Below are 14,803 nucleotides of genomic sequence, written 5' to 3' on the forward strand. Positions count from 1 at the left end.
GCCCTTGTATTCCTACACACGATCTGTCACATTAACTGTCAGCATACTATGGAGGAATCGGCCGGGGTTAAGCGCTTTGTAAATTATCTTACTGCGGATAAGTGGGTGGCGGTGGCCATCTGTTTCATTACGGTATTAAGACTTTCTTTTATCTGGTTAATGGGGCCTATGCCCCAGGATGCCTATTATTACTTTTACGGGCAGCATTTTGCGCTTTCCTACTTTGATCATCCTCCGGCGATTGCCTGGATTTTACGGGCTTTCACAGATCTTTTTGGTCGGCATGTGTTTGTGATCAAGCTGGCCGATACCCTGGTAACGGCAGGTACCCTGTTGGTGTTTTACCGGCTGGCCCGGTGTTTCCTGCCCCGGGAGCGGGCCTGGAATGCCTGGCTGCTACTGTATGCCACGCTGATGGTAACGATCTTGTCGCTCATTTCCACGCCGGACGTACCACTCTTGTTTTTCTGGTCGCTGTCGTTGTTAGCCATGTACAAAGCACTGTTTGAGCAGCGCCGGATGTACTGGATCTGGTCGGGCATTGCCATGGGACTTACATTCGATAGTAAGTATACTGCGTTATTCCTGCCGGCAGGCGCTGTGCTGTTTTTATTATTGTCGCGGGAACACCGGCGATACCTGTGGTCTGGAGGTTTTTTGCTGAGTATCCTGTTTTTTGCGATCACTATTTTACCGGTAGTGATCTGGAATGTGGATAACCAGTTTGCTTCTTTCCGGTTCCAGTCATCTGAACGGGTGGGAGGGGTAGAGTTTCATCCGTTGGATTTTTTCGGTGTTATCGGTCACCAGGCGGCCATATTGTTGCCGGTATTGCTGGGCGTTTTATGTTATTATCTCTGGAAATTTGTTCGTAAATACGGGATATATATTGGCCGTATTCCTGCGCGGCAGCTGTTCCTATTATGTTTTTTTGTGCCAATCTGTGGCCTGTTTACTGTGATATCGCCCATATATTGGGTAAAGATCAACTGGATGATGCCTGCTTATATCAGCGGCATCATCTGGGTGAGCACCTGGCTTACGTTTAAGTATATACGCTGGCAGTGGATTTGTTCGCTCGTGGTGCATGTGGCCCTGGCGGTGGAAGTGTTGGTGTACCCGGTGCCGATCCACTCTGATGATACGATGATAGGCTGGAAGGGCCTGGGAGATGGGGTGAAGACATTATCGGCCAGTTACCCGGATGATTTTATTTTTTCGGCAGATGATTATAAAACCAGTGCCATGCTCAACTTATATCTTGGCCACATGGTATATTCCCGCAATGTGATTGGAGAAAACGCGTTGCAGTTCGATTTTATAGGCACCGATTTAAATACCCTCAAAGGTAAAAACGCTCTTTTTATTAATTCTCTCACTGATGTAGATGATGATAAAGACGAAGTCGCCTTTACGGAAGAGCTAGCTCCATTCTTTAGTTCCGTCACGCCGCTACCACCGATCGTAGTAACCCAAAATGGCCGTGTAGTAAGGAAATTCCTGGTATATCGCTGCCTGGATTATCGTCCTCCCGGGGGCGCCGATGATCGCCGTCATCCTGAAAAATGATGAATGTCATCCCTACAGGTAATGCGCATCATTGTTCGGCAACATGCGCCGGGCTAATTTTACATCATTGAATTTCTAACCGGATTATCATCATACTAAGATAAAATAGTGAACGGAGAGATGCTGTCGTAAGGTATCACCGTTAAAAGCGGTGATACTTTTCCTGGTATCTCTTTAAAATTGCAAATTATGTTTAGTGGTTTGACTCCTACTTCCAGGCAGCGCAGGTTTTGCGAAGGCTTCCTCTTCTTCCCGATTAAGCATCTGCGTAAGTACGGACATTTCATTTTCAGGCAATATGGAGGTCATGCAGGCGTGAAATCATTACTGGATATGAAGTTGGGGACCTTGGATTTTAATACCCGGTATGCAGAAAGTATTCAACAATGTATTACCGAAGAGGCAGCGCCTAAAGCGCTGCGGGTATTGGATAAGATGGAAGCGGCCTATGCCAGGATGCAGGCAGCCGGATCGGCGGTAGCAGGTGCTAACCAGGATTTCAATGAGTTGTTTATTCACTACTACCGCGAGGTGATGGTATATCATAACGTGGTATTGCGGAACCTGAAGGAAGAGCTGAAGCCGGTGCTGAAGCCAAAAATCAGCGATGGAACAACCACCGTAGCCGGGTATGATCACATACATAAAGTAGCTAAACTGGTTAAGGAGTTTTTAATACAGAGCAAAACGATATTGACTTTACTGGATGATTTTGTGGAGAACGAAAGCAATTTTCCGGCTGCTTACAGCCACAAGGAAATTGTATTACTGGTAAACGATATCAGGCAGTTATATTTTACGCAGAAAGACCTGGTACAGCTGTTAAAGGGCTGGGCCAGAGATAAAGACATACATGGACTTCAAACGTATTACAATTAGCCTTTGATATGGCGCATGAACTGCTGAAAGATCCTACCCATGCTGAATTTATTGAATGGTGCAGTGCATGGATCAGGATATTGAAAACCTTGAGAGCGGAAAATGCAGCGTTAATTAACCAGTTGGCGGATGCATTAAAAGAAACCGCACGCCGTTCTTTCATAGAACAGGCGGAGGAGTTTCAGTTGTTGATGTTAGCCAGGGAACAGTCTATGATATTATTGAGGCACGAGATAAATGAGCAGATGGAATGGCTGGAAAAGCAGCCCGTTGGCGTACCTGCCCCTCATTTGTATGAGGTGTTGAAAGGAGATATAGAGGGGATGGTACAGGAGCATGATAGGGTGAGGGTTGCTTTTCTGGTCTTTATTAACCAGGAGGTTAGTTAACCAGTTCAGTGAGTTTTTTGATAGACAGGGAGGCAATCTGTCCTTCTTTTAAGGCAATCAGTTGTTCGTCCCTGAAATCGCCCAGGGTGCGTATCAGCGACTCTTTGGCTACGCCTGCTACGGCGGCCAGGTTTTCCCGGCTGATGTCTATAGTAAAATGTTTACTGCCTGTGCTGTTATATTTCTTATCCAGCATCAGCAATGCTTCTGCTACTTTTTTACGCAACGAATTATAAGCCAGCCCAATCAGCTGCTGTTCTTTTTCAACCATTTCCTTTGACAATAACTGGATGAATTTCCCCAGGACTTCGGGGTTGCTGCTAATCAGCTGCTCGAAGTCTTTCTGTGGGATAATAGCCAGCAGGCTCTCTTCCATGGCTTCTGCATTTTCCTGGTAGTTGCCGCCTTCCAGCAATGCATTATATCCCAGGAAATCCCCTTCATTGTACAACCCGATAATCAATTCTTTTCCATCATCATTACGTTTATAGGTTTTTATCTTTCCCTGCAGGATATAGTACAAGTACTCGGGCCGGTTGCCGGCGGCATAAATGCTTTGTTTCTTTTTGTACGGGTGCGTATTCCGGTCTTCCCGCAGGCGGGACAGGTGTTCATCGCCGGTGCTGGCGGACAGCAGTACTTTTACGCCGTATAAGCCGGTAACGCTGGTGTCTTTAATTTCGGCGCATCTTTTCAGCCGGCTTTCGATGGCGCTCAGCAACTCTGTTCCTTCAAAAGGTTTGGTGATATAATCATCGGCCCCCATTTCCATGCCCCTGCGTACATCACCCCGTTCCGCTTTGGCCGACAGGAAAATAAAAGGTGTGGTTTGCAATGCTTTGTTTTTATGAAGCATATGCAGTACGCCAAATCCATCGAGTACCGGCATCATAATATCGCATACGATCAGGTCGGGATGATGTTCCAGGGCCTTGGCCACGCCCTCTTTCCCATTAGCGGCGGTGATCACCTCATAGTTAGCCAGCTCCAGGATTTCGGCCACATTTTCGCAGATAGCGGTATTATCTTCTATCAATAGGATTTTTTGCATGGTATTTAGTTTTTGGGAAATGGAAGGGATACCAGGAATTCGGTACCCTGGTCAAGTGTACTGTTGCAGGAAACAGAACCGTTCATCAGTTCTGCATATTTGGCTACGATATGTAATCCAAGACCGGTGCCTTGTATGTTGGCAACATGCTGGCTACGGAAGAAACGCTCAAACAGGTGAAGCCGGTCTTCTTCTGAAATGCCGATCCCCTTATCCCGTACGGACAACTGGAAGGCGCTGTCGCTGCACTGGGTGCGGATAGAGATAATGGCGCCTTCGGGAGAAAACTTAATCGCGTTGGACACCAGGTTCATAACGATGTGCTTTAACAATGTAGGGTCGAGATGCGCTTGTGCATTACCGTGGTGGGCATAATAAATTTGCTGGGCCGATTTTTTCAATCCATCCATTTCACTGATGATAGTGCCAATGTGCTTACCGGCATCGAACAGGCTGTGGCGTACCTGGATTTTTCCTTCTTCAATTTTTCCAACAGATAAAAAGTCATTCAGGATATCGGTCAGCATATTCACAGAAGAAATGATACGCTGTATATGTTTACCGCGTTTGGGGGCGTCTTCCACAGCTTCATATTTGGATACGAGGTATACCGACGACAGGATGGCGCTCAGTGGTGTTCTGAATTCGTGCGATGCCAGGGAAACGAACCGTGATTTCAATTCATTGAGTTCCCTTTCTGTTTCCAGGGCTACCCTTAATTCTGACTCCGCCTGTTTAATCCGGGTAAGGTCTATGGCAATGCCAATGTAGCCTGTTATTTCACCAGATTCGCGTATAGCCGACACTGTAAGTGACACCGGCAATGAGGTACCGTCTTTTCGAACATACAGCCATTCATATTCATTGTGTAAATTAAGTTTAGCCTTGATGGTGAGTGTTTCCATCCCCGGTTCCACGACCTGCTGCAGCTGGCGTGAAAATTCCTCTGCCCTCAATGCTACTTCTTCTTTATCATGCAGCATCATCGGAGTGTATATATCAATTACTTCGCTGGCTTTATATCCTAGTATCCGTTCGGCTGCCGGGTTAAACCATTTGATATATCCTTCCTTGTTGATAACAATGATCATAGCGCCGGCATTGCTCCACACACTATTCAGAATGCTGTTGATCTTTTTGAGCGTACCTTCTTTAATCGCCACTTCCTTCTTCTGCTGGGTGAGTTGTTGCTGCGTTAATTCTGAATTTTTCCTGTCGGAAATATCCATGACATATATAATGGTTAGCACTCCTCCGGGCGTTTCATGCTCACCCTGGTTAACTTCTACCGGGAATCTGCTGCCATCTTTCCGCAGTGCCATCCGTTCCCCATCCTGGCAGGACAGGAGGCTGTCTATTGATGCGCCGGTAATTTCCTCTTTCGTATAGCCGAACTGGTTGAGCAGGAAGGGGTTCGCCATGAGGATAGCGTTGTCACTGTCGGCTACCAGTATACCGATCGATGCATGGTTAAAGAGTACTTCGAAGCCGATGTAATTATTTTGAGTGGTACTAGTCATACCGTAACTGACCCTTTATTGCGGTGCTATATAAATTTAATGATTCCGTTTGGAATAACATGCAGCCAGTTCAAAAACCGATGTTAAGTCTTTCATGCTGAACATAGATTTTTTTATTGCTATAGGTAAGTGCTTCAAAATAATTATCATCCTGGGGAAAAGTACGGGGGCCGAAGGCGCCCCCCACTGCGGTATTACTTCTGGTTAATCGGGGTTTCTATGATAAGGAACTCTGTCTTTTCCCCACACTGCAGGGAGATGTCACCGGTTTCCCAAATGCCTACGGCATCTCTTTCCTGCAACACCTGGTCCTGTACCCGCAATCCGCCGGCAATAGAAAAAATGAACACGCATTTATTCAGCGGGTTGAAGGTGTAGGTGAGACTGGTGGGTTGTTCATAATAACCCAGCGATAATTTCGCATTCTGGTTAATCCAGCAATGTTGCAAACCTTCCTCTCCTGAAACGATGGTCACCAGTTTATTCTTACGTTTATCTTTTGGGAAGCTGCGTTGCTGATAGCGGGGCATGATATTTTGTTGCTTGGGAATAATCCAGATTTGCAGGAAGTTGACCTCATCACTGCCGATATTATATTCTTCATGTCTTAACCCGCTGCCGGCACTCATAATTTGCACCGCAGGCGCTTCTATTTCAGTGCTATACCCCATTGTGTCTTTATGGTTCATTTTACCTTTCAGCAACACGGAAATTATTTCCATATTAACATGAGGGTGTATACCAAAGCCTTTACCGGCTTCCACAAAATCGTCGTTGAATGCCAACAGGGTGCCGAATGCGCTGCGCATCGGATGGCAATAGTCGCTGAAGCTGAAGAAGAAATTGCTTTTCAGCCAGCCAATATCTTTGATACCCCTTTCGCTTGCGGGGAAGAGTTGCAGTTTCATATAAACAAGAACAGGTAACGCGTAAAATTGTTTGCACCGGTACATAATTACCGTGAAAACGAAGTTAACGGCAAATTTCCGTATCTCGTAAATAACTTTCCCAAACTCGTAAGCGTTGTTTTTTTTCTCCACTTACTTTTGCTTCACTTTTCAGATAAACTTTAACATGTATAAATATTTACTCCTGATCATGTGCATCATGGGGATAGGGAATCTCTATGCTCAAACCGATACAGCTATCAACGCTAAAGCCTTGCAGGAGATAGTGGTGACGGCTACCAGGAATGAACAGTTGCTCAGCAGAGTGCCGGTACAGGTAAAGGTGATCACGAAGCAGCAGATACAAGCTATGGGCGCGGTGTTGCTGCAGCAGGTGCTGGCCGAACAAACGGGTTTGTTTATCACTTCCAATCATGGTACGGGTGTACAAATGCAGGGACTGGAAGCCGAATACACCCTGATACTGCTGGATGGCGAACCGCTGATAGGCAGAACCGCCGGTACTTTCGACCTGTCGCGGGTTGTAGTATCCAACATTGAAAGAATTGAAATTATCAAAGGTCCTGTGTCATCCCTATATGGAAGCGACGCGTTGGCTGGTGTTATTAATATTATCACCAGCCCCCGCCAAGCTTCCGGTGTAACCACTATTACCGGCAGGTATGGATCTAACCATACTTATACGCTGGATGCTAATACCCGCCTGCCTTATGCCAATGGTAGTTTTTCTGCCGGCATAATCAGGTATAGCAGTAACGGATATACGTTAAATGCTAATGCCGCCTCACCTACTGTGTCGCCGTTTAAAGCTAACACAGCGCAAGCCCGATGGCAGCATGACTGGTCGTCAAAATGGCACACCGTTATGTCGGCCCGGTATTATGAACAGCGGGCCAACAGTTATTTCGATGACGCCAAGGGAAAAGTGGATGATGTTGGGAAGGAGAAAGATATGAATGCTTCCCTGCAAATCAGCCATACGCCTTCGATCAACTTCAAACAGGTACTGCGCGGGTATTATTCCAGGTATTCCACCGACGAAGAAATGCGCTATCAGCAAGATAAAAGTATGTATGATGCATCCTTTTTTAAACAGCAATATATAAAACCCGAATACCAGGCCGACTGGCAAGTACACCCGAAGCACCAATTGACTGCGGGCGTCGGTTATGTGCACGAAACATTGGAAGCTACCCGCTACGATGAACGCATGGCGTTTAATACCGGTTACATTTTTGTACAAGAAAACTGGAAACCTGCTAATGCCTGGAACATATTGGCTGGCGGACGTTTTGATACACATAATCAATACCCTTCCCAGTTCAGTCCCAAGCTGTCGGTGTCCTGGAATTTCCATCCCAACTGGCGTATACTCGCCACCGTTGGCCGTGGCTACCGTGCACCGGATTTCCGGCAGTTATACCTGCACTTCAACAATGCGACAGTAGGCTACTCGGTAGTAGGTACCAAGCTGGCCGCTGATGTTTTAAAAGAGATGCAACAGCAGGGACAAATCAAGCAGGTAAACATCGACCCGGAGCAGCTGAAAAACCTGAATGCCGAAAGCTCGTGGTCTTACAACCTGGGGCTGGAAGGGAAAATATTTACGGCGGTTACGGCGAAGCTGAATTTCTTTTATAACCAGGTGAAGAACCTGATTGATACCCGGGCGATTGCCGTGAAAACCAATGACCTCGCCGTATACAGTTATATCAATATCAACAGCATTACCACCAGCGGCGCAGAGCTGGAACTGGCGCAGGGCGTAGGAGAGCGTTGGCAGTTGTCGGGCGGATACCAGTACCTGCGCTCCCGAGACAATGAGCTCTTTAAGAAAGTAGAAAACGGTCAGGTATATACGAAAGATGCACAAAGTGGAGAAACACGCGCGCTTTCCCGGCGTGAATATTTTGGTTTGTTTAACCGTTCCCATCATACCGCCAACGTGAAAGTAGCGTATGTCCATACCCGTTTAGGTATAGATGCCAATGCCCGTGTATTGTATCGTAGCAAGTATGGATTTACGGATGAGAATGGAAATAATGTACCCGATTTAAAAAGTGAGTTTGTACCGGGATATGCCACGGTGAACCTGGCTGCAGCCAAGTGGCTGTTCAGGCGCCGGCTGCGCCTCCAGGCAACCCTGGAAAACTTGTTTAACTATACCGACCCGCAGCACATTACCACTATGCCTGGGCGGATTTATAGCGCTGCAGTTACCTGGAATTTTTATCACCCTGTTAATAAATAATCACAACCTATATGAAGATGCATTTTCTTACATCAGGCCTGCTCGCCTGTTCACTGTTTTTCCTGTTTTCCTGTAAAAAAGACGACAACAAAGATACGCAGCCGGTAGTAGGCGCTACCTCTAAAACGGTTGCTAACCTCGATGCCGATGCTGCCAACAAAAACAGTTTTACCCTGTATAGCCTGGCGGAAGGCAAAATTGTGCCAAACAGCGACTCCGCTACCACCAAATGGGATATTGGGTTTAAGGCTACTACCATCATCATCAACGGTGGCAGCAGTGGTCCCGGTGGTACGGTAGCCCAGGTGATTTCCGGTGTGTATAACCAGTTGGGCCAGGCACCAGAAGCGGGTTATGTTACAGATGCTACCGCCAAAAAGGCTATCACTGGCTGGTATTCCTACAATATGAATACCCATGTCATTTCCCCGGTGGCAGGATCTATTATTGTTGTGAAGACCACCAGTGGAAAGTATGTGAAGCTGGAAATTACCAGCTATTACAAAGATGCGCCAGCTAACCCGGATCAGACCTCTGTGAGTCGCCACTACAATTTCCGCTACGTATACCAGGCCGATGGCTCCCGTAACTTTAACTGATCCTGTTACTCAACTTAAATAGCATGAAACACATCATTACCTTTACCATGGCCAGCATATGCCTGGCATGGACAGCTTCCGCACAACAGACAGGCGGCAACAAACTGGCACAGGACAAGGCCGCTATAAAAAGCATGTGCGGATGCCAGGAAGTAACCTTTGAGTATACCGAAACCTTCCCGGCCGATACCAGCTATAAGCCTAAAGGATACCATAAAATTACCGATGCGGTAGAATATGTGACGGTAGCCGCGGAAGACAAGAACCGCATTATATTGCAGCACCTGCTGATTGCTGATAGTATGGTGATCAAGCATTGGACGGAAGACTGGCTATACGAAAACCAGCAACTGCTGGCGTATGATAAAGACGACGCGTGGAAGAAAGTAACCCTGCCCGCGACACAGGTGAAAGGACAATGGACCCAAAAAGTATATGGTGTGGATGATGAGCCCCGCTACGAAGGCTCCGCTACCTGGGTGCATGCAGATGGTCGTCATTATTGGGAATCGGCCAGCGATGCGCCGCTGCCCCGGCGGGAATACACCACCCGCAAAGACTACAACGTATTACACCGTACCAATCACCATGAAATTACTGCTACGGGCTCTATCCATGAGCAGGACAACCTGAAAGTAGTGCGTGCAAACGGTACCGATAAAATAATCGTAGGTGAGAAAGGACTCAATACCTATAACCGTACCGATGAAAACAGGTGCAAGCTGGCAAAAGCCTGGTGGGAACAAAACCAGGCTTTCTGGGCGGTAGTGCGTAAGAGTTGGGATAACGTGTATGGCAGCAGCAGTACCATCCACCTCCGGCGGAAAGTGAACAATGAACCACTGTATAAGGTAATGGCAGCACTGGAAGAGAAGGCATTGCGCAAGGAACTGACCGGCGCCGCGCTGGAAAAAGAAGTTGTTGCTACCCTGCAACAGTTTGCTACTAATAAAGAGTTGAGTTTACAACGATAAACGAGTGGATAAGAAAAGTCACCGCAGTCATTCCTGGTTGCGGTTTTTTTTTGCTGGTAACCTTGGGGTTAGCACACCTTTTTATTTGCCATTTGCGACCTATCTTTGCAACTTGTTACTTTAACAGTGTAACAGTTGTAGGTTATGAAATGACTGGAATATTCCTATCCCGGGTCCAAATAAAAGAAGCGGTGCATGTGCAAACATGCGCCGCTTCTTATTTATGCGATCATCAGCTGTTTCAGAAGGCAGAAGGGCCGTTGCTTCATTTTTATATATGATAAAAGTAGATATGATTTACGCGCCATTATCTGTATATTTCTAAAAAAATATAACGGATACCAGTTTTTTATTGTCATTCACAAAATTAATATATGCATTTAACTCCCCGCGAAACGGAGAAGCTCCTGCTTCATCTGGCCGGCGAACTGGCCGCTAAACGAAAGGCCCGCGGCCTTAAACTCAATTATCCTGAGTCTATCGCCTACATCAGCAGCCACCTGCTGGAAGCTGCCAGGGACGGGAAATCAGTAGCAGAGCTGATGCAATACGGCGCTACTATTCTCACCCGGGACGACGTCATGGAAGGTATTCCTGAAATGATACATGATGTGCAGATAGAGGCCACTTTCCCGGATGGAACCAAACTCGTAACCGTTCATGATCCTATTCGTTAACACGTAAAACTACGCAATATGATTCCCGGAGAATATTTTTTAGGAGAAGGAGATATTGAATGCAACGTGGGCCGCAAAACCGTGAAGGTAAAAGTGGTGAACACCGCTGACCGCCCCGTACAGGTAGGTTCCCACTGCCACTTTTTTGAAATCAACCGCAAAATGAGTTTCGACCGGGAGAAAGCTTTCGGTAAGCGCCTCAATATCGCCGCCGGTACAGCTGTTCGCTTCGAGCCCGGCGAGGAAAAAGAGGTGGAGCTGGTGGAACTGGGCGGCGCCCGCCGCGTATTTGGGATCAACAACCTGGTAAATGGCGATGCCACCCTGGAAGCCAGTAAGGAAAAAGCGATGACGAAAATGTTGGCCGCAAACTTTAAAAACAAAGCACAATGAGCCTGAAAATAAACAGAGTTAAGTACGCCAATATGTACGGCCCTACCGTGGGGGATAAAGTAAGATTGGGCGATACTGATATTATCATTGAGATAGAGAAGGACTTTAACGAGTATGGCGATGAGAGCAAGTTTGGCGGCGGTAAAACGGTAAGAGACGGTATGGCCCAGTCCAGCACCGCTACGAGCGATCAGGGTGTGCTGGATTTTGTGATCACCAACGTGATCTTGATCGATCATTGGGGGATCGTAAAAGGTGACCTGGGCATCAAAAATGGAAAAATTGTGGGTTTTGGCCAGGCAGGGAATCCCGATACCATGGATGGCGTACATCCCGATATGATCATTGGCGCCGGTACAGAAGTACATGGCGGCGAGGGCCTCATTGCCACCGCCGGGGGAATTGATACCCATATTCACTTTATCAGTCCGCAGCAGATAGAAACCGCCCTGTTCAGCGGCATCACCACCATGATCGGCGGCGGTACCGGCCCGGCAGACGGCACCAATGCCACCACCGTAACTCCCGGTAAATGGTTCATGGAAAGAATGCTGCAGGCAGCCGATTCTTTCCCGATGAACCTGGGCTTCTTCGGAAAAGGCAACTGCGCCACCGAAGGCCCCATCGCCGAGCAAATAGAAGCAGGCGGGCTGGGCGTAAAAATACATGAGGACTGGGGCGCTACTCCTGCCGTTATCGACGCCGCCTTAAAAGTGGCCGACCAATACGATGTACAGGTGGCTATCCACACCGATACGCTCAATGAAGCCGGCTTCCTGGAAGATACCATGAATGCCATCAACGGTCGCGTGATACATACCTTCCACACAGAAGGCGCCGGCGGCGGTCACGCACCCGATATTATCAAAGCAGCCATGTACCCCAATGTACTGCCAGCATCTACCAATCCTACCCGCCCATATACGGTCAATACGATCGACGAACACCTGGACATGCTGATGGTATGTCACCACCTCAGTAAGAGCATCCCGGAAGATGTGGCCTTTGCAGATTCCCGCATCCGCCCGGAAACCATTGCTGCGGAAGACATCCTGCATGACCTGGGCGTATTCAGCATGATGAGCTCCGACTCCCAGGCCATGGGTCGTGTAGGCGAGGTAGTGACCCGCACCTGGCAAACCGCTGATAAAATGAAAAAGCAACGGGGTGCATTACCGGAAGATGCCGGGAAAGGCAACGATAACTTCCGCGCTAAACGCTATGTGGCTAAATATACTATCAACCCCGCCATCGCACAGGGCATTTCCAACTACGTTGGTTCCGTGGAACCTGGTAAGATTGCGGATATCGTGCTGTGGAAACCAGCCCTGTTTGGAGCTAAACCGGAAATGATTATCAAAGGCGGTATGATCATCGCCAGCAAAATGGGCGATCCGAATGCGTCTATTCCTACGCCGCAGCCAGTAATACTACGCACTATGTTCGGCGCATATGGTAAAGCCATTCACAAAACCTGCGTGTCTTTCGTATCTAAAGTATCCCTCGAAAAAGGTATTGTAGAAAAGTATGGTCTCGAGAAAATGGTGTTGCCCGTTTCAGGATGCAGAACCATCACTAAAAAGCACCTGATCCATAACGATAAAACACCGGAGATTACCGTGAATCCCGAAAATTATGAAGTGCGTGTAGACGGAGAGGTGATCACCTGCGAACCGGTAAGCACTGTGCCTTTAGCGCAACGTTACTTCCTGTTCTAAAAATAACTGTATGATCGTAGAAAAGATAGCTGGCAATATTGCATCCACTGTAACAGGTAACCGAAAGGTAGACCTGTTGCAATTGGAGTGGTATGAAATGACGAAACGTATACAACGCAAACATACACAGGACGGACTGGAGATCGCCATTAAATTCCTGAAAGAAGGACAGCGCCTGCAGCACGGGGATATCCTGTATATGGATGACGAAAAAGTAGTAGTGGTAGACATCCTGCCCAGCGATGCCATTGTGGTCACTCCCCGCTCATTGCTGGAGATGGGCAGCATATGCTATGAGATTGGGAATAAACACCTGCCTGTTTTTATACAAAACGACCAGGTGCTCATTCCTTTTGAAGAGCCTATTTTTCGCTGGCTGGCGGCTAGTGGCTATGATACCGTGAAAGCGCATACCCGACTTACCAACCTGCTCAACGCCAACGTACAGCCACATAGCCATGGTGGCGGCAGTTCGTTGTTTTCTAAAATTTTAGGCATGGCAGCAAAAGAACGTTAACATATGCAACACCCGTTTTTAGGCAGCCTGTTGCACCTCAGCGATCCAACTTTGCCCATTGGCGGATATTCGCATTCCAATGGCCTGGAAACCTATGTGCAACTCGGGCTGGTACATGACAGAACTTCTGCCAAAGCATTTGTGCAGCAAATGCTTGCCGGCAACCTGCATTACAATGATGGCGCTTTTGTTTGCCTGGCGTACAATGCGGCCACCAGCAATGATCTTACAACCATGTTGCTGCTGGATGAAGAAGTGAGCGCGCTGAAGTTGCCCAAAGAGATCAGGCAGGCCAGCCAGAAGCTGGGACTACGATTGATAAAAATTTTCAGCAGGAAATATAACAGTCGGTTGGCAGAAGAATATGCTGCGGCTATTGCTGCCAAAACAGCAGAAGGCCACTACTGCCTCACTTATGGTATGTATGCCGCCCTCATGAACATTCCGCTTACCGAAGCATTATACGCTTTTTATTACAATGCTGCCATCGGGATGATCACCAATGCCGTAAAGCTTGTGCCCCTGGGGCAGCTGGAAGGACAGGATATCCTGTTCGACCTGCAACCAGTGATAGCGGAGCTGGTAAACAAAACCATACACCTGGACCGGGAACTGGTGGGTGTTTGCAATATAGGATTCGATATCCGCTGTATGCAGCACGAAAAATTGTACTCCCGCTTGTATATGTCTTAATAAAAAAAGTAATTAACTATGAGCGACAGAAAATATGTGAAAATAGGGGTAGCCGGACCCGTAGGATCTGGTAAAACCGCCCTGATAGAAAGATTGTCGAGGCACCTGATGAACACTTATAGCATAGGGGTGATCACCAATGATATTTATACCAAAGAAGATGCGGAGTTCTTAACCAAAAACAGCCTGCTGCCTAAAGAAAGGATTATCGGTGTAGAAACCGGCGGATGTCCGCACACCGCTATCCGCGAGGATGCCAGCATGAACCTGGAAGCAGTGGATGAAATGGCTGCCCGTTTCCCGGAAATAGAACTGATCCTGATAGAAAGTGGTGGCGACAACCTGTCTGCTACCTTCAGCCCCGACCTGGCCGATGTTACCATCTTTGTGATTGATGTGGCAGAAGGCGATAAGATTCCCCGTAAAGGCGGCCCGGGCATTACCCGCTCCGACCTGCTGGTGATCAACAAAATAGACCTGGCGCCCTATGTACATGCGGACCTGGACGTGATGGAACGCGATGCCCGCAAGATGCGCGCCGGTAAGCCTTTCGTGTTTACCAATCTGATGTCGTTACAGGGGCTTGACACCGTGATTGGTTGGATTAAGAAATATGCCTTACTGGAAGATGCTGCAGAACCTGCGCTGGTAAGATAAATCAATAT

Annotated in this window: 14 protein-coding genes and 1 pseudogene; 12 read left to right on the plus strand and 3 right to left on the minus strand. The window is 47.6% G+C overall.

The window, feature by feature from the left end; genetic code table 11:
* Nucleotides 1–48 precede the first annotated feature (48 nt).
* The 3 genes from HGH90_RS25040 to HGH90_RS25050 all read left to right on the plus strand — a co-directional run bounded on the left by HGH90_RS25040 (nt 49) and on the right by HGH90_RS25050 (nt 2,837).
* Complete coding sequence (locus HGH90_RS25040) at nt 49–1,569, plus strand: ArnT family glycosyltransferase (RefSeq protein WP_169192121.1); 1,521 nt, start codon at nt 49–51, stop codon at nt 1,567–1,569.
* 189 nt (nt 1,570–1,758) lie between these two features.
* Nucleotides 1,759–2,448, plus strand: a complete 690-nt coding sequence (locus HGH90_RS25045; protein WP_168766451.1) for a hypothetical protein — start codon at nt 1,759–1,761, stop codon at nt 2,446–2,448.
* An 8-nt stretch (nt 2,449–2,456) separates the two neighbouring features.
* Nucleotides 2,457–2,837, plus strand: a complete 381-nt coding sequence (locus HGH90_RS25050) for a hypothetical protein (RefSeq protein WP_168766452.1) — start codon at nt 2,457–2,459, stop codon at nt 2,835–2,837.
* Here HGH90_RS25050 and HGH90_RS25055 read toward each other — a convergent pair.
* From HGH90_RS25055 to HGH90_RS25065, 3 genes are all read right to left on the minus strand, one after another.
* Nucleotides 2,830–3,888, minus strand: coding sequence for a response regulator (locus HGH90_RS25055; protein ID WP_168766453.1), 1,059 nt, complete (start codon nt 3,886–3,888; stop codon nt 2,830–2,832). The two genes, HGH90_RS25050 and HGH90_RS25055, sit on opposite strands and share 8 nt — an antisense overlap.
* A gap of 5 nt (nt 3,889–3,893) precedes the next feature.
* The gene (locus HGH90_RS25060) at nt 3,894–5,408 is read right to left on the minus strand and encodes a PAS domain S-box protein (protein ID WP_168766454.1); all 1,515 of its coding nucleotides are present in this window, start codon (nt 5,406–5,408) and stop codon (nt 3,894–3,896) included.
* Nucleotides 5,409–5,602: 194 nt separating this feature from the next.
* On the minus strand, nt 5,603–6,316 hold the full coding sequence (locus HGH90_RS25065) for a pirin family protein (protein ID WP_168766455.1): 714 nt from the start codon (nt 6,314–6,316) through the stop codon (nt 5,603–5,605).
* Between the two features lie 166 nt (nt 6,317–6,482).
* Between HGH90_RS25065 and HGH90_RS25070 the strand changes: the two genes are divergently transcribed.
* From HGH90_RS25070 to ureG, 9 genes and pseudogenes are all read left to right on the plus strand, one after another.
* Nucleotides 6,483–8,567 (plus strand): TonB-dependent receptor plug domain-containing protein, encoded by a 2,085-nt coding sequence (locus HGH90_RS25070; RefSeq protein WP_169192122.1) that lies wholly within the window; start codon nt 6,483–6,485, stop codon nt 8,565–8,567.
* A gap of 11 nt (nt 8,568–8,578) precedes the next feature.
* Nucleotides 8,579–9,166: an HmuY family protein gene (locus tag HGH90_RS25075; protein ID WP_211093078.1), complete on the plus strand. Its 588-nt coding sequence runs from the start codon at nt 8,579–8,581 to the stop codon at nt 9,164–9,166.
* 23 nt (nt 9,167–9,189) lie between these two features.
* Nucleotides 9,190–10,140, plus strand: coding sequence for a DUF6607 family protein (locus HGH90_RS25080; protein WP_168766457.1), 951 nt, complete (start codon nt 9,190–9,192; stop codon nt 10,138–10,140).
* Between the two features lie 374 nt (nt 10,141–10,514).
* The gene (ureA, locus tag HGH90_RS25085) at nt 10,515–10,817 is read left to right on the plus strand and encodes an urease subunit gamma (protein ID WP_145675032.1); all 303 of its coding nucleotides are present in this window, start codon (nt 10,515–10,517) and stop codon (nt 10,815–10,817) included.
* Between the two features lie 18 nt (nt 10,818–10,835).
* Nucleotides 10,836–11,135 (plus strand): annotated as a pseudogene (gene ureB / locus HGH90_RS25090) (urease subunit beta); the annotation flags it as partial.
* Nucleotides 11,136–11,206: 71 nt separating this feature from the next.
* Nucleotides 11,207–12,928, plus strand: a complete 1,722-nt coding sequence (gene ureC / locus HGH90_RS25095) for an urease subunit alpha (RefSeq protein ID WP_168766459.1) — start codon at nt 11,207–11,209, stop codon at nt 12,926–12,928.
* 10 nt (nt 12,929–12,938) lie between these two features.
* Nucleotides 12,939–13,445 (plus strand): urease accessory protein UreE, encoded by a 507-nt coding sequence (gene ureE / locus HGH90_RS25100; RefSeq protein WP_168766460.1) that lies wholly within the window; start codon nt 12,939–12,941, stop codon nt 13,443–13,445.
* 3 nt (nt 13,446–13,448) lie between these two features.
* Nucleotides 13,449–14,138 (plus strand): urease accessory protein UreF, encoded by a 690-nt coding sequence (locus tag HGH90_RS25105; protein ID WP_168766461.1) that lies wholly within the window; start codon nt 13,449–13,451, stop codon nt 14,136–14,138.
* Between the two features lie 18 nt (nt 14,139–14,156).
* The gene (gene ureG, locus HGH90_RS25110) at nt 14,157–14,795 is read left to right on the plus strand and encodes an urease accessory protein UreG (RefSeq protein ID WP_169192123.1); all 639 of its coding nucleotides are present in this window, start codon (nt 14,157–14,159) and stop codon (nt 14,793–14,795) included.
* The last annotated feature ends 8 nt before the right edge of the window (nt 14,796–14,803 follow it).

The organism is Chitinophaga sp. Ak27, from assembly GCF_012726295.1.
Taxonomy (GTDB): Bacteria; Bacteroidota; Bacteroidia; order Chitinophagales; family Chitinophagaceae; genus Chitinophaga.

Excerpts from the sequence above, each read along its gene's own strand:
- HGH90_RS25040 (WP_169192121.1), top strand. The coding sequence starts at position 49 with ATGGAGGAATCGGCCGGGGTTAAGCGCTTTGTAAATTATCTTACTGCG.
- HGH90_RS25045 (WP_168766451.1), top strand. The coding sequence starts at position 1,759 with ATGTTTAGTGGTTTGACTCCTACTTCCAGGCAGCGCAGGTTTTGCGAA.
- HGH90_RS25050 (WP_168766452.1), top strand. The coding sequence starts at position 2,457 with ATGGCGCATGAACTGCTGAAAGATCCTACCCATGCTGAATTTATTGAA.
- HGH90_RS25055 (WP_168766453.1), bottom strand. The coding sequence starts at position 3,888 with ATGCAAAAAATCCTATTGATAGAAGATAATACCGCTATCTGCGAAAAT.
- HGH90_RS25060 (WP_168766454.1), bottom strand. The coding sequence starts at position 5,408 with ATGACTAGTACCACTCAAAATAATTACATCGGCTTCGAAGTACTCTTT.
- HGH90_RS25065 (WP_168766455.1), bottom strand. The coding sequence starts at position 6,316 with ATGAAACTGCAACTCTTCCCCGCAAGCGAAAGGGGTATCAAAGATATT.
- HGH90_RS25070 (WP_169192122.1), top strand. The coding sequence starts at position 6,483 with ATGTATAAATATTTACTCCTGATCATGTGCATCATGGGGATAGGGAAT.
- HGH90_RS25075 (WP_211093078.1), top strand. The coding sequence starts at position 8,579 with ATGAAGATGCATTTTCTTACATCAGGCCTGCTCGCCTGTTCACTGTTT.
- HGH90_RS25080 (WP_168766457.1), top strand. The coding sequence starts at position 9,190 with ATGAAACACATCATTACCTTTACCATGGCCAGCATATGCCTGGCATGG.
- ureA (WP_145675032.1), top strand. The coding sequence starts at position 10,515 with ATGCATTTAACTCCCCGCGAAACGGAGAAGCTCCTGCTTCATCTGGCC.
- ureC (WP_168766459.1), top strand. The coding sequence starts at position 11,207 with ATGAGCCTGAAAATAAACAGAGTTAAGTACGCCAATATGTACGGCCCT.
- ureE (WP_168766460.1), top strand. The coding sequence starts at position 12,939 with ATGATCGTAGAAAAGATAGCTGGCAATATTGCATCCACTGTAACAGGT.
- HGH90_RS25105 (WP_168766461.1), top strand. The coding sequence starts at position 13,449 with ATGCAACACCCGTTTTTAGGCAGCCTGTTGCACCTCAGCGATCCAACT.
- ureG (WP_169192123.1), top strand. The coding sequence starts at position 14,157 with ATGAGCGACAGAAAATATGTGAAAATAGGGGTAGCCGGACCCGTAGGA.